Origin of the sequence: Bradyrhizobium sp., assembly GCF_049519115.1 — a bacterium.
Classification (GTDB): domain Bacteria; phylum Pseudomonadota; class Alphaproteobacteria; order Rhizobiales; family Xanthobacteraceae; genus Bradyrhizobium.
The window spans coordinates 12,080-29,692 of sequence record NZ_JBEKRB010000021.1; the positions used below are offsets into that span (position 1 = coordinate 12,080).

Annotated in this window: 22 protein-coding genes, 2 tRNA genes and 1 pseudogene; 7 read left to right on the forward strand and 18 right to left on the reverse strand. The window is 60.5% G+C overall.

Annotated features, from left to right (window positions below; genetic code table 11):
• The first annotated feature begins 13 nt into the window (after window positions 1-13).
• The 3 genes and pseudogenes from ABSE61_RS17375 to ABSE61_RS17385 all read left to right on the forward strand — a co-directional run bounded on the left by ABSE61_RS17375 (window position 14) and on the right by ABSE61_RS17385 (window position 3,813).
• A pseudogene (locus ABSE61_RS17375) lies at window positions 14-845 on the forward strand (sugar phosphate isomerase/epimerase).
• Window positions 846-926: 81 nt separating this feature from the next.
• Window positions 927-1,946, forward strand: a complete 1,020-nt coding sequence (locus ABSE61_RS17380) for an LLM class flavin-dependent oxidoreductase (RefSeq protein WP_423872361.1) — start codon at window positions 927-929, stop codon at window positions 1,944-1,946.
• 268 nt (window positions 1,947-2,214) lie between these two features.
• Window positions 2,215-3,813, forward strand: coding sequence for a porin (locus ABSE61_RS17385; protein ID WP_423872362.1), 1,599 nt, complete (start codon window positions 2,215-2,217; stop codon window positions 3,811-3,813).
• A 79-nt stretch (window positions 3,814-3,892) separates the two neighbouring features.
• Here the strand turns inward: ABSE61_RS17385 and ABSE61_RS17390 are convergent, their stop codons facing one another.
• From ABSE61_RS17390 to ABSE61_RS17415, 6 genes are read right to left on the reverse strand one after another with little or no spacing between them, the layout of a single operon-like run.
• Entirely contained in the window at window positions 3,893-4,204 is a 312-nt protein-coding gene (locus tag ABSE61_RS17390; RefSeq protein WP_423872363.1) for a YdhR family protein, read from the reverse strand.
• 33 nt (window positions 4,205-4,237) lie between these two features.
• The gene (locus ABSE61_RS17395) at window positions 4,238-4,966 is read right to left on the reverse strand and encodes an ABC transporter ATP-binding protein (RefSeq protein ID WP_423872364.1); all 729 of its coding nucleotides are present in this window, start codon (window positions 4,964-4,966) and stop codon (window positions 4,238-4,240) included.
• Window positions 4,963-5,742, reverse strand: coding sequence for an ABC transporter ATP-binding protein (locus tag ABSE61_RS17400; protein ID WP_423872365.1), 780 nt, complete (start codon window positions 5,740-5,742; stop codon window positions 4,963-4,965). The genes ABSE61_RS17395 and ABSE61_RS17400 overlap by 4 nt, the downstream gene beginning before the upstream one ends.
• A complete protein-coding gene (locus ABSE61_RS17405; RefSeq protein WP_423872366.1) occupies window positions 5,739-6,728 on the reverse strand; it encodes a branched-chain amino acid ABC transporter permease in 990 nt (329 codons plus the stop codon). Before ABSE61_RS17405 ends, ABSE61_RS17400 begins: the two co-directional genes overlap by 4 nt.
• The gene (locus ABSE61_RS17410; RefSeq protein ID WP_423872367.1) at window positions 6,725-7,609 is read right to left on the reverse strand and encodes a branched-chain amino acid ABC transporter permease; all 885 of its coding nucleotides are present in this window, start codon (window positions 7,607-7,609) and stop codon (window positions 6,725-6,727) included. Before ABSE61_RS17410 ends, ABSE61_RS17405 begins: the two co-directional genes overlap by 4 nt.
• A gap of 15 nt (window positions 7,610-7,624) precedes the next feature.
• Entirely contained in the window at window positions 7,625-8,824 is a 1,200-nt protein-coding gene (locus ABSE61_RS17415; protein ID WP_423872368.1) for an amino acid ABC transporter substrate-binding protein, read from the reverse strand.
• Between the two features lie 305 nt (window positions 8,825-9,129).
• Between ABSE61_RS17415 and ABSE61_RS17420 the strand changes: the two genes are divergently transcribed.
• On the forward strand, window positions 9,130-9,861 hold the full coding sequence (locus tag ABSE61_RS17420; RefSeq protein ID WP_423872369.1) for a GntR family transcriptional regulator: 732 nt from the start codon (window positions 9,130-9,132) through the stop codon (window positions 9,859-9,861).
• Here ABSE61_RS17420 and ABSE61_RS17425 read toward each other — a convergent pair.
• Window positions 9,862-9,947: transfer RNA gene (locus tag ABSE61_RS17425), tRNA-Tyr, on the reverse strand. It abuts the gene before it with no gap.
• A gap of 226 nt (window positions 9,948-10,173) precedes the next feature.
• On the opposite strand from ABSE61_RS17425, the gene rlmB reads away from it, so the two are divergent.
• A complete protein-coding gene (rlmB, locus tag ABSE61_RS17430) occupies window positions 10,174-11,013 on the forward strand; it encodes a 23S rRNA (guanosine(2251)-2'-O)-methyltransferase RlmB (RefSeq protein WP_423872370.1) in 840 nt (279 codons plus the stop codon).
• Window positions 11,014-11,274: 261 nt separating this feature from the next.
• Here rlmB and ABSE61_RS17435 read toward each other — a convergent pair whose 3' ends face one another.
• From ABSE61_RS17435 to ABSE61_RS17450, 4 genes are all read right to left on the reverse strand, one after another.
• Window positions 11,275-11,712: a hypothetical protein gene (locus ABSE61_RS17435; RefSeq protein ID WP_423872371.1), complete on the reverse strand. Its 438-nt coding sequence runs from the start codon at window positions 11,710-11,712 to the stop codon at window positions 11,275-11,277.
• A gap of 61 nt (window positions 11,713-11,773) precedes the next feature.
• Window positions 11,774-12,271: a hypothetical protein gene (locus tag ABSE61_RS17440; protein ID WP_423872372.1), complete on the reverse strand. Its 498-nt coding sequence runs from the start codon at window positions 12,269-12,271 to the stop codon at window positions 11,774-11,776.
• Between the two features lie 165 nt (window positions 12,272-12,436).
• Complete coding sequence (locus ABSE61_RS17445; RefSeq protein WP_423872373.1) at window positions 12,437-13,132, reverse strand: urease accessory protein; 696 nt, start codon at window positions 13,130-13,132, stop codon at window positions 12,437-12,439.
• Window positions 13,133-13,252: 120 nt separating this feature from the next.
• Complete coding sequence (locus ABSE61_RS17450; protein WP_423872374.1) at window positions 13,253-13,558, reverse strand: hypothetical protein; 306 nt, start codon at window positions 13,556-13,558, stop codon at window positions 13,253-13,255.
• A 71-nt stretch (window positions 13,559-13,629) separates the two neighbouring features.
• Between ABSE61_RS17450 and ABSE61_RS17455 the strand changes: the two genes are divergently transcribed.
• Window positions 13,630-14,019: a hypothetical protein gene (locus ABSE61_RS17455; protein ID WP_423872375.1), complete on the forward strand. Its 390-nt coding sequence runs from the start codon at window positions 13,630-13,632 to the stop codon at window positions 14,017-14,019.
• Between the two features lie 62 nt (window positions 14,020-14,081).
• Here the strand turns inward: ABSE61_RS17455 and ABSE61_RS17460 are convergent.
• The 3 genes from ABSE61_RS17460 to ABSE61_RS17470 all read right to left on the reverse strand — a co-directional run bounded on the left by ABSE61_RS17460 (window position 14,082) and on the right by ABSE61_RS17470 (window position 14,804).
• Window positions 14,082-14,156 (reverse strand) — tRNA-Thr (locus ABSE61_RS17460).
• 126 nt (window positions 14,157-14,282) lie between these two features.
• Complete coding sequence (locus tag ABSE61_RS17465; protein ID WP_423872376.1) at window positions 14,283-14,540, reverse strand: hypothetical protein; 258 nt, start codon at window positions 14,538-14,540, stop codon at window positions 14,283-14,285.
• A gap of 141 nt (window positions 14,541-14,681) precedes the next feature.
• Window positions 14,682-14,804: a glucose transporter gene (locus ABSE61_RS17470; protein ID WP_423872377.1), complete on the reverse strand. Its 123-nt coding sequence runs from the start codon at window positions 14,802-14,804 to the stop codon at window positions 14,682-14,684.
• 148 nt (window positions 14,805-14,952) lie between these two features.
• On the opposite strand from ABSE61_RS17470, the gene ABSE61_RS17475 reads away from it, so the two are divergent.
• Window positions 14,953-15,222, forward strand: coding sequence for a hypothetical protein (locus tag ABSE61_RS17475; protein ID WP_423872378.1), 270 nt, complete (start codon window positions 14,953-14,955; stop codon window positions 15,220-15,222).
• A gap of 31 nt (window positions 15,223-15,253) precedes the next feature.
• Here the strand turns inward: ABSE61_RS17475 and ABSE61_RS17480 are convergent, their stop codons facing one another.
• The 4 genes from ABSE61_RS17480 to ABSE61_RS17495 all read right to left on the reverse strand — a co-directional run bounded on the left by ABSE61_RS17480 (window position 15,254) and on the right by ABSE61_RS17495 (window position 17,578).
• Window positions 15,254-15,493: a DUF6719 family protein gene (locus ABSE61_RS17480; protein WP_423872379.1), complete on the reverse strand. Its 240-nt coding sequence runs from the start codon at window positions 15,491-15,493 to the stop codon at window positions 15,254-15,256.
• 188 nt (window positions 15,494-15,681) lie between these two features.
• The gene (locus ABSE61_RS17485) at window positions 15,682-16,395 is read right to left on the reverse strand and encodes an outer membrane protein (RefSeq protein ID WP_423872380.1); all 714 of its coding nucleotides are present in this window, start codon (window positions 16,393-16,395) and stop codon (window positions 15,682-15,684) included.
• Between the two features lie 286 nt (window positions 16,396-16,681).
• The gene (locus tag ABSE61_RS17490) at window positions 16,682-17,086 is read right to left on the reverse strand and encodes a hypothetical protein (RefSeq protein WP_423872381.1); all 405 of its coding nucleotides are present in this window, start codon (window positions 17,084-17,086) and stop codon (window positions 16,682-16,684) included.
• A gap of 216 nt (window positions 17,087-17,302) precedes the next feature.
• Entirely contained in the window at window positions 17,303-17,578 is a 276-nt protein-coding gene (locus ABSE61_RS17495) for a His-rich protein BRANT (RefSeq protein ID WP_423872382.1), read from the reverse strand.
• Between the last annotated feature and the right edge of the window lie 35 nt (window positions 17,579-17,613).

Consider the following 17,613-nt stretch of genomic DNA (forward strand, 5'->3'; position numbering starts at 1 on the left):
AGCTTGAACGAAGATGGCGCAAAAGCTCCGCGTCCTGCAATCGCTGTGGGCCATGGAGCGGCGGCTAAAGGATGAACCGGAGTGGCCGCTTCAAATCCAGCTCGCGATGATCCGCGATGCCGGGTTTGACGGCGCCGGCGTGCGTTTCATCGATCCTGATTTCGCTGGCGAGGCGACCCGTTTCTTGCGGGCCCACGGGATGATCTGGCAGGCGCAGTGCTATCCCAGATCGGTCGACGAACGAAGCCAGTGCTCGAACTGGTGGCAAAGCTCGGCGCCGACCACGTCAACCTGCCACCGGATATCCGCCCCTACCGCCTCGCCGACTGCATTCCCCTGCTTGAGGGGTGGCGGCGCCTCAGCGAACAAGCCAGCGTTGCGGTCAATATCGAAACGCATCGCGACCGCATGACGACCGACTTGCTGTCACCTTGCAGCTGCACGATTGTTTTCCCGATCTCCGTTTAACCGCGGACCTCTCGCATTATCTGGTCGGCCGGGAATTCGCGTGGCTGGTCGATGACGCCAACCACGCCATGATCCGTCGAATCCTGGACAATAGCTGGGCCTTGCACGGCCGCATTGCCAGCCGCGAGCAGGTGCAGATATCGCTCGGATTTCAGCAGCATCAGGGATGGGTCGGGCTTTTCATGGATTGGTGGGAATACGGCATGCGCTCGTAGAAAAAGCGCGCCGGTCCTGACGCGACGCTGACCTTTCTCTGCGAGCTCGGGCCTCCGCCCTATGCGATCACCGGGGCTGACGGACGGGAATTGTCCGACCGCTGGCAGGAGGCGCTCGTCATGAAGGACATGGTCCGCGGCCTGTGGGACCGGATATCCTGAGATGATCACGAGTTGCTATCTTCGGGTCTGCAGTCGCCATCGATAGTGGCAAATCGGCGCGGGCATCATTAAGTTGCCGGCATGAAAAAAATCGGCTTCCTTTCGTTCGGACACTGGACTCCCTCGCCGCAATCGCAGACGCGCTCGGCCGCGGATACGCTTTTGCAGTCCATCGACCTTGCGGTTGCTGCCGAAGAATTGGGCGCGGATGGCGCCTATTTCCGCGTCCATCACTTCGCGCGACAACTCGCCTCACCCTTCCCGTTGCTGGCGGCCGTTGGCGCCAAAACCAGCCGGATCGAAATCGGCACCGCCGTCATCGACATGCGCTACGAGAACCCGCTTTACATGATCGAAGACGCGGGTTCCGCCGATCTGATCTCCCGCGGGCGTTTGCAGCTCGGCATCAGCCGGGGTTCGCCCGAACAGGTGATCGATGGCTGGCGGTATTTCGGTTACCAGCCGGCTGAGGACCAGGACGACGCCGCGATGGGGCGGCGACATGCGGAGGTGTTTCTCGATCTCTTGCGCGGCCAGGGCTTCGCCCAGCCCAATCCGCGTCCGATGTTCCCAAATCCGCCGGGCCTCTTGCGCCTCGAACCGATTTCAGAAGGCTTGCGCGATCGTATCTGGTGGGGCGCCGGTTCGAATGCCACGGCGGTCTGGGCCGCAAAAATCGGCATGAACTTGCAGAGCTCGACGCTCAAGATCGACGAAACCGGCGAGCCGTTTCACGTCCAGCAGGCGAAACAAATCCGCGCCTATCGCGCCGCCTGGAAGGAAGCGGGCCATACGCGCGAGCCGCGCATATCCGTCAGCCGCAGCATTTTCGCTTTGGTAGACGATCGCGACCGCGCCTATTTCGGCGGCGGACAGGACGCGGACCACGTCGGATTCATCGATCCGAAGACGCGAGCGATCTTCGGCCGCAGCTATGCCGCCGAACCTCAAGCGCTGATCGAACAGCTCAAGCAGGACGAAGGGATCGCGGAAGCAGACACGCTGTTACTCACCGTCCCCAACCAGCTCGGCGTCGACTACAACGCGCATGTAATCGAAGCGATCCTGACCCACGTCGCGCCCGCGCTTGGATGGCGGTGATGGCGGACTAACATCACATCCCGCGCGTCTCCGTTCGCGGTGCATCAAAAAAGCGCGTTCGAAACCGATCCGGCGACCTGCCGCGATTCTATTGAGATGCGGCGGTTCCATCGTGTTGCACGAACGCCACGCCCTCGGGAAAACGCAGTGACGGCCCGTTCAAAGGTAACAAACATCAGATATTATTCGCATGAAGCGGTTCACGTTCGAGGTCCCGTAGCCTGACAGTTCGCGGCAATGGTTGTTGTCGCGCCTATTGGAGGTCAACGTGAAGAGAGTTTTTATCTCGGCAGCGGCGATCCTGACATTTGCGAGTGCGGTTCATGCCGACGAATTGTCGGACATCCAGGCCCAGGCCAAACAATTGCGCGAACAGAACGCGGCGATGATCAAGCGTCTTGCCGATCTCGAAAAACGTCAGACGGCTCTCGAAAACCAGAAGCCGGCGGTTCCGGCCATCAATCCGGTGGACGCGATGGCGGCCGACCTGCCCTACAAGGCGGCGGTCAAGGCCAAGCCGCCCGAAGATGACGGCATCTGCGTCAAGGGCGTCTGCGTCTACGGAGTTTTCGACATGGGGGTGGCGTATGCCCAGCATAGCGCGGGACTCAACGCTCTCGCCGCCGCCCCGCTCGATACCATCATCTCGAAGAACGCCGCCGGCGCCTATTTCGGCGTCGGGCCCGACCAGATGAGCAACTCCTACATCGGACTGCGCGGCAAGCAGGAAATCGCGGATAATCTCTACGCGGTCTTCAATCTGCAGGTGCTGTTCAACGTCTACAGCGGCCAGAACGCCAATGGCATCGGATCGGTTGCCCAGAACAACGGTTTGACGACCAACGTCCTGGCGCAGAACTCGTTTGCCGACTCGTCGAAAGGCGGCCAGATGTTCAACGGTGCCGCCTATTTCGGTATCAGTTCGCCGACCTACGGCACCTTCACCATGGGCCGTCAAAGCGCCCTGAGTTCGGACCTCCTCGCCAACTACGATCCGCTCGCCGGCTCAAACTCCTGGTCGCTGCTCGCCTTCCAGGGCGCGAACGGCGGTGGCGGCGACACTGAGGATCGCATCTTCGACAACTCTTACGAATACCGGGTCACCGTCGGACCGGTACGCTTGGCGGCTGAAGTCCAGGCCAGAAACGGCGGCAACAGCTCCACCGGCAACGCCTTCCAGGGCGGGATCGGCGTGGACTACATGGGCTTCTCGATCGATTTCCTCGGCGGCAAGATCGACGACGCCGTTTCCTCCGCCATCCTGTCTGCAGCGCAGCTTTCGACGCTCAACGCGCAGGGCGTCGCCCCCGGCAACGGCTTTCTTTCGGTGACCGTATCCGACAACACCGTTTTCAGTGTCGGTGCGAAATACACCATCGGGCCGTGGAAGCTCTTCGGCGGCTATGAGCACATCGACTTCGCCAACCCGAACAATCCGCTTAATCCCGGTGCATTCGTGACCGGCGGATATGTCGCCGGTATCGTGAACAACACCAACTTCACCAACGACAAGATTTTGCAGACGGCATGGATCGGCGTCAGATACTCGATCATGACGTCCCTCGATATCACCGGCGCCTACTACCACCAGTGGCAGAATAGCTTCGCCACGGGCGCCAATGCGGGCTGTACCGACGCAAGAGCGACCCAGTGCTCCGGCACTTTGGACATGGTCTCGCTGGTGCTCGATTGGCGGTTTGCCAGGCACATGGACGTGTATGCCGGCGTGGCCTGGTCGCAGGTACAAAACGGGCTCGCGAGTGGCTTCCTTCAGGCAAATGGAACACCGGCCGGCGGCACGATTGTGGGTGGTCCCAACAAGGCTTCCACGTACGACCCCGGTGTTGGTCTGCGCTATCAGTTCTGACCAGCTTGGCGACTACAGCGCGCATGTGATCGAAGCGATTTTGACCCACATCGCGCCCGCGCCTGATCACCGTTGACGATCAAATCGCGCCGGCCTTGCCCGATGCCTTGTCGGCGAGCGCGACGGTTTCAAAGTACTGGATTTTGGGATCGTTGCCGTAACGGGCTCGGATGCCATCGCGCCACGGACCGCTGTAGAACGCCTCGGCGTCGGACTGAGTCTCCCACATATAAACGCCGCCGGCGACGCCGCCATCCTTGTGGCAGATGAACTGCTTGCGGACGAAGCCCTTGGCTTTCAGAAAGTCGGGCGCGATCTTCGTGAAGTGCTCGCGGCATTCCTCAAGTCCGATGGTCTTCGGCAAATCGTAGAGAACAACGGCGGTAATCATTGGATCTCCTCCTTTTTCTTCCGTTTCAATAAGTCAGGCGGCGGCAATGCCAAGATAGGCCTGACCTACACTTGGATTGACTGCGAGATCGACGGTCGGCCCGGACAAGACGATACGACCGGTGTCGAGCACGAAGCCAGTCGTCGCAAGCCGCAACGCGGTCGCCACATCCTGCTCCACCAGCAGGATGGAAAGGCCGGCCTGGTTGATTTCGACAAGCGCTTTGCCCAATTCGCCAACCAGCTTAGGCGACAGACCGAGCGACAATTCGTCGATCAACAACAACAGCGGATTGGCCATGATGCCGCGGCCGATCGCACACATTTGCTGTTCGCCGCCAGACAGGGTCGAAGCATCCTGATTCAGACGCTCGGCCAACCGTGGAAATGTCTTCAGCACAAAATCGAGGTCGTTGTTGATGACGGCGCGCCCGTCGCTGCGCATGTAGGCCCCCATCAAGAGGTTTTCACGCACCGTCATCCCCGCAAACAGGCGTCTGCCCTCCGGGACATGCGCAATGCCGCGACGTACGATCTCCTGAGGCGATAGTCCGAGCAAGCTCTGGTCGGCGAACGTAATATCACCGGCGACTGCCTTCGCCATACCGGACAGCGTTCGCAACAACGTCGTCTTGCCCGCCCCGTTCGAGCCGATCAGGCAGACGATTTCGCCGGCTTTGACCGTGATATCGACGTCGTGCAGCACCTGGATATCGCCATAGCCAGCTGAAATGCCTGAAGTTTTCAAAAGATCGGTCGTCATGCAACCGCTCCCGGATGGCCGGCATAGTCTGCGCCGAGATAGGCTTCGACCACCTGGGGATCTCGTATCACGTCGGCCGGCAGCCCGTTGGCGATCAGCGCCCCCTGATGCAGCACGATAATCCGGGACGACGCGCGCATCACCACCTTCATCAAGTGTTCGATGAGCAGAATCGTAATGCCGCGCGCGGCAATCGCCCTGATCAAATCCAGTGCGCCGTCGATTTCTGTGGCGTTCAGTCCGGCGTTGACTTCGTCCAGAATCAGCAGGCTCGGGTTGGTGGCAAGACCCTTGGCCAATTCCAACCGCTTCCGCCCAGGCAGCGTCAATTGCGCGGCCGGCAGCGATGAAACCGCAGAGAGGCCGACGAATTCCAGACATTCGGCGGCCCGGTCCTTTGCAGCGGACACGCTATTGGCCTTTCCAGCAAACATCGCGCCCGCCGCGACGTTCTCGAGCACCGTCATGCGCGGAAACGGCTGAACGATCTGGAACGTGCGCCCGATTCCGCGTCGTGCGATCTGATAGGCCGGGAGCCGGTGAATTGGCACGCGTTGAAAGAATATCTCGCCGGAATCGGCCCGCTGCATGCCGGTGATGACGTTGACAAGCGTCGTCTTGCCCGCGCCGTTGGGACCGATCAATCCGATGATCTCGCCCGGCATCAAGGCAAAGGAGACGTTGTTCAATGCCACCAGGCCGCCGAAGCGCTTGGTTACGCCACTGATCTGCATCAATGGCGTTGAAGAGTCCGCATTTGCCGCAACCGCGCTCATGAGGACACCGCCGGCGGCACAACCTTGTCGATGCGGCCGGTGCGGCCACTGCTGAAGAACCTTTCAATTCCGCGCGCGACGTTGCGGAGACCTCCCGGCATGAAGATCAGCAAGGCCACGATGATGATGCCGAGAATTCCGGCGTGGAAATTGAGAACGTTGCGCCATACAAATTCTTCCAGCACCAGAAAGACAACGGCGCCGGCAACGGGGCCAAAGATGGTCCCTACCCCACCGATAAAAGCCATGACGATCGGCTTGACCGAGAGCAGATCGTCGAAGGCATCCGTCGGATCGATATAGCCGATCCAGGTTGCGTAGATCGCCCCGACCAGGCCGGCCGTACCGGCGGACGCCGCAAAGGCTACAATCTTGGTCGCAAGCGTATTGACGCCGAGCACGATCGCAGCGTCTTCGTTTTGCTCGACGCAACGCATGGCCCAACCCCATCGACTGCGCCATATCAAGGTGGCAACGCCGACCGCAATCAAGGCGGCAGCCAGCATGCTGGCATAATAGAGACGGGCCTGCGCGTCGACATTGATAGTGCCGGTGGTTGGAAGATTGAGACCCATGCCACCCCCGGTCAGGCTCGTCGCCGCGTTGGTAATCTCCCGCAGCACCGCCGCCAAAACCAGGCTTGCGACCGCAAAATAATGCCCGCGCAAGCGAAGGATCGCCGGGCCAACCATCAGCGAGAACACCGTGGCGGCGGCCGCTCCCAACAGCCAGGAAAGTGGCAAGGGAAAAGCGCCGCTTGATCGCAGAATGCCCGACGCATACGCGCCGATCCCGAAAAACGCCGCCGTCGCAAACGACGGATAGCCGGTGAAACCGCCGACGATGTTCCAGGACGACGCCAGCGCGACATACATGAAGCCGATGGTCGTCAGACGCAGCAGATAGTTGGTGGCGGCGAATGGCAGCGCGACAATCGCAAGCGCAAGCAAGCCAAAACCGATCATCATGACCGGAAATCGCTTCATACGAACCCCCGTTTGCCCATGATGCCGTTAGGTCGAGCGAGCAAAAACAGGATCAGCACGGTGAACGAGAGCGTGAGCGAATGTTCGGGACCGAAGAACAATGCGCCAAAACTCTCGAGTATTCCGAGCACGAGCCCGCCGACCAGGGCGCCCGACACACTGCCAAGACCGCCCAGCACGCAGATAACGAAGGCCTTGCCGAGATAAGCGGTCCCTGCAAGCGGCGAGATCGGAAAGATCGGGCTGAGCAAAGCGCCGGCCGCGCCTGCCAACGCCGCGCCGAGCGCAAACGTCACGGCAAACACCTTCTCCGTATTGACGCCCATCAAGGTCGCAGCGTAGCGATCCATCCTCACCGCGACGATCGCACGTCCGACCGCCGTGCGCCGCAACAGCAGATAGAGCAGTCCGACGAACAGCAGCGCAAACAGCATGCTCGCCAGACGATCGACCGGCACGATCAGATCAAGCGAAGGAAAAGTGTCCGAAAGATCGATGATGCCCAGCGGCGGCTTCAGGTTTACCTTGCGGAAATTGGCCTGGAAGGCCACCAGCATGACGTTGTCGAGCAGCAGCGTCAGACCGAACGTCGCCGTCATGGTGACCAGCACCGGAGCTTCAATTACCCTGTTAATGACTACGAGCTGCACCGCGTAGCCGAGAACGAACAAGAGCAGCGCGGCGATCGGCGCAAACAGGTAGGGATGTACGCCAAGCCCGGTATAGGCGAAGAAGGCAAGATAAGCGCCAAGCACGATGAATGATCCGTGCAGGATGTTGATGACGTTCAGGACGCCCCATACCAGCGAAAAACCGACGGCGATGCAGGCATAAAGCCCGCCGAGCAGGATGCCGTTGATGAGGATCTGGAGATACAGCAAATTGGGCTATTCCGGTCAGCGGACACCGAGCTGTAGTTCACCACCTTTGATCACGTCGGGATAGATCACGACCGGCTTGCCGTTCTGGATCTGGAACACCGGCGGCACATAGGAAACGGCCTGGCCTACGCTGTTGAACGACAGCGGCCCGAAGAAGGTGTCGAAACCGCCTTTGGCAAGGGTCTCGCGAATCTTGTCGCGATCGATGGAACCTGCTTTTTCGATCGCCATTTGCAGCACGACGCCAACCGAACTTCCTGTCGCATTCGTGAAATCAGGCAACGCGTTGAATTTCTTCTGGAACATTTCGGTGTATTTGGCGGCGCTTCCGAACACGTCCTTGCTCTCGTAGCGCACGGCCGGATGCCACCAGGTTGCGCTGGTGACATTGTCCGCCAACGGCCCGGTGGCGTCGATGAACTCCTGATAGGCCGGCGCGTTGATCATGGTGACGATCTGCGCCTTGATGCCGAGATCGGCCATCTGCTTGCGGATCAGGATCATGTCGTTGATGTAACCGGTGGCAACGATCCAGTCCGGCTTCGCGGCTTTGATCTCCGTCAGCGCGGAAGCATGATCCAGCGTGCTGATGGCGTATTTCTCGAAATACACGACCTCGAGACCGCGCTTCTTCGACGATTTCTCGAACTCCTGACCGAGCGCCAGCGGATACAGATCGTTGCGAGCGAGGATCGCCACGCGCTTCACGTTCGGCGCCTTTGCCTTGACGATTTCCGCCATCGGCTCGCTCAGCGTGTCGTTGGCGGTAAAGGTCCCGAACAGGTTTTTGTAGCCCTGATCGTAGACCTCGACAGAAGAGGCCGTCGGCGCCAGCATGGGAATGCCGTAGCGTTCCGACACCGTGCTCGCCGCTTTGGACGCGCCCGATCCGAACGGCCCGAACATGAAATCGACCTTGTCGTCGGTCGCGAGCTTCTCGGCCAGTTGGACCGCTTTCGGCGTCGCCGACTGATAATCGTAATAGACGATTTCGACCGGGCGCTTGATGGCGCCGACGGCAATGCCACCCGCGGCATTGACGGTGTCCTTCCAGAGTTCATAGCCTTGCTGAAGCTTCACCCCTTCGGGCGAAAGCGCACCCGTCAGCGGCAGCGGTGCGCCGATCCGAATTGGCGCTTCGGCAAAAGAGACTGCCGGCATCCCCCATGCCGCCAGCATCGCCACCGCTAAAGCTGCGAGACGATGGCGGCTCACAACGACACTCTTAGGCACACTGCCAAGACCCATGACATGACCCACTCCTGTTTGATCCGCCGGTACCATCAAGGGAGGCAAGGCCCATGCCAAATCATATATGATATGATTACCTCGTCCGCGCCCGGCGGGCGACTATTCCGTTGGGTCGACCATCAGGCTCACCACGGATTGGCAAAAACAATAGGCAAGCTGAGCCGAAATGACCAAGAGTTGAGCTTGTTCGAAATTCGGCGCCTTGGAGAGAATTATGCTGGCAATCAGGCTTCCGACAACAATTGCGAATTTTCATATATGATTTCGCGATGAACCTTGCTTCCATTGCCACCGCGCTGCGCGGCAAACGGCCCTCAAGCCCCGAAGTGATCGCGGATGTGATCCGGACTTTGATCCTGCGCGGTCATCTCGAAGGCGGCCAACCGTTACGGCAGGATACGATCGCGCGATGGTTTGGCGTCAGCCACATCCCTGTCCGGGAATCGCTCCGCCAACTGACCGCCGAAGGCCTGGTTCAACTGCACGATCGGCGCGGCGCGACGGTTGCGCCTTTGCGTCCCGATGAGGCCGAAGAAATCCTCGAAATTCGTCTGACGCTGGAAATCAAGGCGGTATCGCTGGCGATGCCGCACTGGACTGAAGCGACCTTCGACGATCTCGAAAAATTGCTACTCGAAGCCGAGGCTTGCGACTCAATCGACCGTTGGAGCGACATCAATCGCCATTTCCACGAAAAGCTCTACAAGGCTTGCGCCAGGCCAAGGCTTTTGAATCTCATCGCCAGCCTCAATGCCAATGTCGAACGCTACATCCGCCTGCTGGTGAGCCGGTCGGACTACCGCTTGCAGGCGGAACAGGAACATCGCGCGATCCTGGCGAGCGCGAGGGTGCGGAACGCGGCCTCTCTCGCCGCGCTCGTCGAGCATCATGCGCTCGAGACGGCGGTGCAGCTGCGACAGTTCCTTTTGCTGCATCAGCAGGATGAAATTCGAGGCGACAGGAGAAAAGCGCAGCGCCGCGCCGTTGGATCTGACGGCTGATGGTGGGGAAGGAAGGACTCGAACCTTCGAAGCCATGAGGCGGCTGATTTACAGTCAGCTCCCTTTGCCACTCGGGACACTTCCCCGCTTCAAACCTCGTCGCAGGCTTACCCGCCGAAGATAGCGGAAATCAGCCTGTCGATGACGCTGAAAACCAGAAGACCTGATAAAGGCTCCAGTCGGGCGCGTTTATGGGCGAAGGGCCATGGCAAAGTCAACCAACGTGGATAGCGAAAATGCCAACATTTTCAGAGCCTCAGTAAAATTGCCGGCCAAATTGCGTTAGGCCGGAACCCGTGAGACAAGGTTTCCATGCGCGACCGCGACCGAAAGCCGAAATTCCACCGCTCCGAGGCAGCCGGCAAGCGAGCCGACAAAGGCCCCAGGCCACGCCGCGACGGCGGCAGGCCGCCCTGGCGCGGACGCGAGGGGGCCGCCGACGACACCGTGATCCTGTATGGCTGGCACACGGTCACGGCCGCTCTCGCCAATCCCGGCCGACGGCTTCGCAAGCTGTTTTTGACAGAAAACGCCGCGCGGCGTCTCGCCGAGGAAAAGATCGAGATCCGCATTACACCTGAGATCGTGCGGCCGAACCTGATCGACCAGCGGCTCGGCCCCGACGCCGTGCATCAGGGACTTCTGGCGGAAGCCGATCCCCTCGACTCGCCCGACATCGATACGCTCCCGCAGGAAGGTATCGTGCTTGTGCTCGACCAGATCACCGACCCGCACAATGTCGGCGCGATCATGCGTTCGGCGGCAGCGTTTGCCGTCAAGGCGATCGTCACCACCGCGCGCCACAGCCCGGAGGCGACCGGCGTGCTGGCGAAGTCGGCGTCCGGCGCCCTGGAACTGGTGCCGCTGGTGACAGTGCAAAACCTTGCCCGTGCGCTCACCGAGATGAACGAACGCGGCTTCATGACCGTTGGGCTCGATAGCCAGGGCGAGGAAAACCTTGGCGCGGTCGCGTTGCAACAACCTTTGGCGCTGGTGCTCGGTGCCGAAGGCAAAGGCTTGCGGCAATTGACCCGCGACACCTGCAGCGTGGTGGCCCGGCTCGACATGCCCGGCGAGATCAAGAGCCTCAACGTATCGAATGCGGCCGTACTCGCGCTCTATATCGGGGCGAGTCGACTTGGCCTGATGTGAACCCCTAAAACGAAAAATGCCGGCCTGCGGATCACGCAAAGCCGCTAGTGGAGTGGATTTGACATTCGCTGCCGATCCAGCCGCAAACTCGCGAAACGCGAATCAATCCTAAACTCCACTAGAAACCTATATTTGCTAGTGGTCCTTTGATTCTAACATTCGCAAAAGTGCCCGCTGAGAGGGGAGGCGAATGTTAGAATCGGACCACTAGCCGATGTCGTTCAATCCTGTTCCGCGCCCCGAAGGCTCGGGGATCATCGATCAATAGTAGCTGTGCAGCACGTGCGGGCGGTAGTGATAGCCGTATCGATAGGGCGTGGCGTGATGCCAGTGGTGGAAATGCGGGTGCGCGTACCGGCCGCGTTCGTAGCTGTAGTGATGACGCCAATGATGATGGGGCCTCCAGCCATAGACGCCGTCTTCGCGATAAACCCGGCGCGGCGCGAAGTCGCCGGGGCCGGTATAGGTCGGGCCCTGATCGACGTAATAGTACTGCGGCAAGGCGGCAGCCGGTGCCGAGCGATACTGCACGTACGGGTCGGGCAGCCGCTCATAGGCAGCATAGGGTTGAACGTAGGTCGGCGCGCAAGGACTGACATAACCGCACGGCGAGCAACCGCCGTCGCAGGCGCTGGCGGGCGCCGCGCCCGCAACGATGACGGCTAAAGCCGCAACCAATCCTGAAATCGTCTGACGCATTACTCTCTCCTGTTGGGGTGGCTTCGTTATTTGAACCTGGTCTTGTCGTTGAAACTGCTTTTTACGGACGATGCTCCGGACCTCTCGGATCCCTCGGTTCCGGCCGAGGGTTGCCAAAGTTCTGTTGAATGCTGTTTTGGGTGTAAGGCGGCGCGACAATCACCGGCGGCGGATTGGCTGGCACCTGGTTGAGCGGCGGCGGCGGGTCGGCCTGCCTGGAATTGGCGCCCCAGGATTGATGGAAACTTTCAGCGGGCTTCGGCTTGTCGGCACTCTCGATCTCGAGGCGGCCATAGCCCGGCAAATGACCCGAGCTCGGATAATAGTGGCCGACGGGCGGCATCGGCTCGACGGGGCGGCCGCCATACACGGTCGGCTGAACGTGGACACCCTTGTCCAGGCCCCAGTCCCCCTCAACCACCGAATAGGAGGCATCGACACCGTTGATGATGACGGGCACCCCGGCCCGGCCGGGAATCGCGATCACCGGACCGTTGCTTTCGGCGCAAGTTACGCCCGCTGTTCCAATCAAGACCGCCAGTGTGACTAACGCACGCATCGCATCCAATCCCGATAGGTTTGCAACCGTAATCGAGTCAGGCGCCGCGAGGGTTAAGGCGGATCGCCAAACTCACGGTAAGCCTAACGCCGAGGCCTTCACGCTTCGTCAATTTGCGGGGGATCAGAGTGCGAAAACGTTAACGCAAAGCGCGGGCATCCGCCGTCAGGAAAAGGCGGTTTCAGCGATCGTTCGCAAGCCGATCGCGATCGTGACCAGGCCTACCGCTGCCTGCAGGCCCTGGTTGGCCCAGGTCAGCCAGCGCGCCGAAAGCGCCAACGGGATCGCGATCACCGTCGACAAGACCCCCATCCCGATCATCGAGCCGACCCCAAACAGCGCGACGTAGCCGAGTCCAACCGCAACGCTCGGCGCCTGCGTTACCGTCAGCACCAACAGCGCGGCCGAACCGGCCATGCCGTGCATCAGGCCGACCAGCAGCGTGCGCCAACGGAAGCCGTGCGCATGGCTATGGGAGGTTCTCTCATGCGCGACGGCCTCGCCGGCATGGCTGTGGGCGTGCACATGGACGGTTCCGTCCTGGTGGCGATGTCGGTGAAAATGAACCCGGTCGCGCCACAGCCGCCACAGTACATGCGCGCCGAGACCGACCAGCATGACCCCGACCGCGGCTTCGATCGGGCGCGAAAGGTTGTCGGAGATCGCCTGACCGAGCGCTAGCGCAGCACCGGCAAAAACAAACAGCGTCAGCGTATGGCCGAGCCCCCAGGTCAGGCCATGCTTGACGATATCGGCGACATTGTCGCGGCGGGCGGCAATCGAGGAAACCGCCGCTACGTGATCGGCCTCGAGCGCGTGCTGAATGCCCAGCAGGAAACCCAACCCCAATATTGCAAACATCGCTGGCCTCGCCTGCCCTTCGTGACGGTCCGAAACACAACGGCGGGACCGGAAAGGCATTTGAGCCCGTCGGGCGGCAAATTGGAACGAAAATCAGGGCTCAGCTGCGCCGCGCCGGCATCACCTGATGGCGCAGCTTTTCAGATGGTGCGTCCGGAAATCCCTTTCGTCGCCGGCGGCACGAAGGGGGACGCCGAGGCACCGTTCGTAATGCACCGCGAAGTCCGAGGACCAGCGGCTTCCCTTCAAGGCGCCGCCGCAGGCTGGATCGGAAAGTCCGGCCCGCACCTGATCAAGGGCGGATCGAGCGTATTGCCGGCAAAACCCCGGATCCGCCGCATGGGCCGCGGCCAATTGCGCCATCGCCAGGCATGTCATCAGGACAGTGGCAAATGGCCGCTTGTTCGTCATGCGCTTCTTAGCCACGGTTAATACCTGATTAATTTTGTTCTGCGACTGATGTTCTGGTCACCCTGATCCGGGACGCGGAGAATACGATGTCAACAACGTCAGCTAGCAGCAACATTCTCACGATCCTGCAAAATTCCTATTCGACTCCGTCGCAGTTCCCGCCTGGCTCAAAGTTTGCCAAGGTCGATCCGACGCAATGGCAGGGCACCTGGACGGCGACGGACTCCAACGGCAAGCCGGTGACGCTCGCGATTTCGAATGTCAGCGGCTATCGCGCCAACGTACGCTTTACGACTGCCGATGGCGGCCTTCAGACCGGGCGCGTCTTGATCAACACCAACGGTGTCTTCCGCATAGGCGATTCCCAGATGCAGCTGACCGCCGCCGGCAAGATGACGATCAGCACCGTCATCACCAATTCGACCACCGGCAATCAGTCGATCGAGACCGATCACGCAACGCTGCAAACGAGCTGAATAGGACACCGCTGGCTTTATCGATGCCGGTCGAGCCGCGCCCAAGGCCTCTTGTCGAGCGCTGGTGCCGGTTGAGAGGATTGAACTCCCGACCTTCGGTTTACAAAACCGCTGCTCTACCGCTGAGCTAAACCGGCAAACTGGCGACGAAAAATCGTATTTTGTCGTCGGTGCGTCCCCACCCCGTGGCGGGTTGCGGGCCGCGGCGGGTCAAATAGCAGAGATGCCGGCAAAGGGCCATGGTTGTCGGGGCGGCTTGGCCGTCACGCCTGGCCATCCTCCAGACCGTATTCCCGGTAGATCGCCTCCCGGTCCGCCGCCGGAAACAAGCGGCATTTGGCCTGGGCCAGATGCAGATTTACGGTCCCCGTCTGGCAGCCGGCGGCGAGCAGCTTTTTGATCTCGTCCATGTGGGTGGCCGGCTGATGTTTGGACGGCAATTGTTCGAGCGCGATCAGCGCCGTCGCCAACGCTTCCGTAATCACCCACTCGTCGTGGCCCGTGATTCCTTTTCTCGGCATTGAGAGCGCCCTTTCGACCGGCGATACAGGGACGTTCGACCCAGCTTTGGGCCGCGATCAGGATCAAGGTAAAATATCTAGGCAAAAAAGCGACTTTCAAGGCCGAGTAGCCAAAAGCCGGTCAGCCGGCGGCCAGATCGCTCAGAAAAAGACACATAGCAGCGCCAGATTGGCAGCGCAGGCCGCAAACAACGCGAGCGACAGCGTCATATGAATTCGCCCGCAGGAAATCTGGCTAATGATGCTCATGGCAAACGCGAACATCAGGCGATTCTACCGGGGGAGTCCCACATGATATTTTTTGCGGCATTCATAACCCGTTTACGACTCACCCACCGGCCCACAAGGCCGCATTTGGCATGCAACCCGAACCGCACTTTCTGCGTTTAGAACGTTGTTTGCGGAGCAGAGGATGCCCTACGCGCTATTTTGCAACGACGCCCGTCTGAGCAACGCCTACCCGACGGAAGCGGACGTCTGGAAGCTCGCCCGTAAGAGCGGGCTGGTGGTAGACGCGGTATCTGGGGATGACAGGCTCGCGCCGCGGCCCGTGTTGGAAAATGACTACGAGATCAGGCCCTGCCGGGCGGATCCTCAGGAGGATCCGATACGGAATCAGGCCGATGCCGAGCGGGAAGCTTCCGGCGGCCTGCAATGGGATACGGTTAGCCCGGACGCCTGAAAAAGCCTCAAGAAATCGAAGGCGGCCAAGGTCAGGGTGTCGCAACGGCCAGGGAAGCCTGCTCTGACGCCAGGGTCACGCAAGCCTTGCGGCGATGAAGCCCGCGGATGGCGCCGGTGACCTTAAGCACCTGTCCGACCGGACAGGTGCCGTTCTCGACGAAGGCAACTTCATAGGGGGCGAGCAGGAGCGGCTCGGACTTCAGCACGGTTTGCGCCAGGCAAGGCGAAGCGATCGCGCAAAAGGCCAACGCTAAGGTGAAAACGCGCATGTGTGCTGTCCAGCAAGCCGGCAACACTATAATAACCGATTTGACGCGAAAGTTTCGCGACATCGGAAAAAATTTTCGTTGGCAGATTTCTGGGCCGGTTTTGATCAGTCAAATAACCGGGTTTCATCAGGTCAAATAAAAAGGCCGGCGGTGCGCCGGCCTTTTCGTTCACCTAGGGTGTCTCGATATCAGTACTTCGCGACGACCGGGCCACCCCATCCAAACCGGTAATTGATGCCAAGCTTGACAGTGTGCTCGTCGTCGTGAAACCGGCTTCCGACGACAGGCGCCGGGCCACTGGTGAAGGTCGTGTTGCCGAAGTTGTAATACTGGTATTCGCCTTTGATCGACCAGTTCGGCGTGAACATGTATTCGATGCCGGCGCCGACCGTGTAGCCGTCGCGGTGGTTATGGTCGACCGTGAAGGCAACCGGCACGCCGCCGGTGGTCACGCCCAGGTTGTCGTTGTTGCGCCAGGCATAACCGCCCTTGGCGTAGAGCAGCGTAGGCCCGAAGGCGTAACCGAGCCGGCCGGTCGCCGAACCAAGCTGGTCGGAGTTGGCGGTCGCTACCGTGCCGCCCGGGAACGCGACGCCGCTGCCACTGTTACCCGTCAGCCAGCTGTACTGGGCCTCCGCACCGATCACCCAGTTGTTGGAGAACTGGTAGTCGAAGCCGCCCTGCACGCCGCCCATGAACCGGGCGTCGCTGTTTTCAAGGCTCGAGCTTCCCGGAAAAGCGCCACCGATATGGCCGCCGATATAGAAGCCGGTCCAGTTGTAGATGGCCTCTGGCGCCTTATAGACCGGAGCCTTCGTGTAGGTTTTCGCCGGAAGGTCGGCTGCGAAGGCGGGAGCCGCGAACGCGACGACGGCCGCTGCACCTAGCAGAATTTTCTTCATGGAATTCCCCGTTATCGTCGTGATCGACAACAACCAAACAACGTGGCGCGAATTTGGTTGCTTCGTGGCACCGCCAAACACGTTTGTTTTCAGGTTGTAGCTGCAACGTCACAGCGGCGGTTTGTTCCACGCCTGACGCTTTTTTGGTAGTAATCTTTCGATTTTGTCGTGGCACCGCCCGCCAGGTTCACACCTGGACACAAAGCTCGCCGAAACGTGATGAGGGCGAGTTCCGCTTTTGAGCGCGGGGGAACCGGTCTTCGAAAGCTCGGTTAAGGCCGCAAGCTCAGCGCGTCATCTTTTCCAGTTCGGGAAACGGCGCCAGCGCGACGCCCGCGCAGAGTTCGCCGGCCTTCTCGATCAGACGGTCCAGCCGGCCGTTGAGGAAAAGCACCGCCCGCTCGTGCGGCTCGCGATAGCTGCCGTCGGATTCGCGCGCAGAGTAACGCAGGCAACTGATGTAGCGCATCTTGCCGTTGACGTCGCGCATGACGGGCTCGGCCATGGCGGCCTCATGCACGCCGACCGGGTTGTTGAGATAGGTCTTCATGAAAGCCAACAGTTCGGTGCGATAGTTGGCAGGGAAAGACTGAGGCGGATCAGGCTTGTTGTCGAACAGGCCGAAGCTTCGGCTGTCGTCCCCTCCACCCGCGCATGCCGAAAGCGCAATCGGCAGCATCAGAAGAGCCACGCACTTTGCCGAAATTCCCAATCGCCGCGCCTCGTGTTCTTGCAAGCTGATCGCTCGATGCGTTTCTAGCCCTTCCGAAAATGAAAGGGAATCGCATTTTGAGAAGCGGACGTCTTCAAAACGCAGGCACCGGCCCAACGCCGTAGGGTTGGCGTGGGCCGGGCCTGATCGCCGCGATGGCGCTTCGGGGAAGCGAACCGCGCTCGCGGCTCGTCGTCAGCCGCGCTTGGCGGGGTGCGTTACAGGCTTGGCTGAGACCTTCAGGGACTTGTGGAGCTTCGCCGCCATCTTCTTGTGGAAGTGGTGATGCCGCGCATGGTGGCGGCCCATCTTGGCATTGGCGTTCAGGGGATTCTTTTTCACCTGCGCCGAAGGGGTCACGGTGGCGGACTTGGTCACCGGTGTCTGCGCAATCTTGCTCGTGTTCGCGGCAAACACCGGTGCAGCGATAACCGAAACGGCAAGAAGTGCGGCGGAAATGGTCTTCAACATGGATAGCTCCTCTCGAAAGGATCACAGGGTGCCGG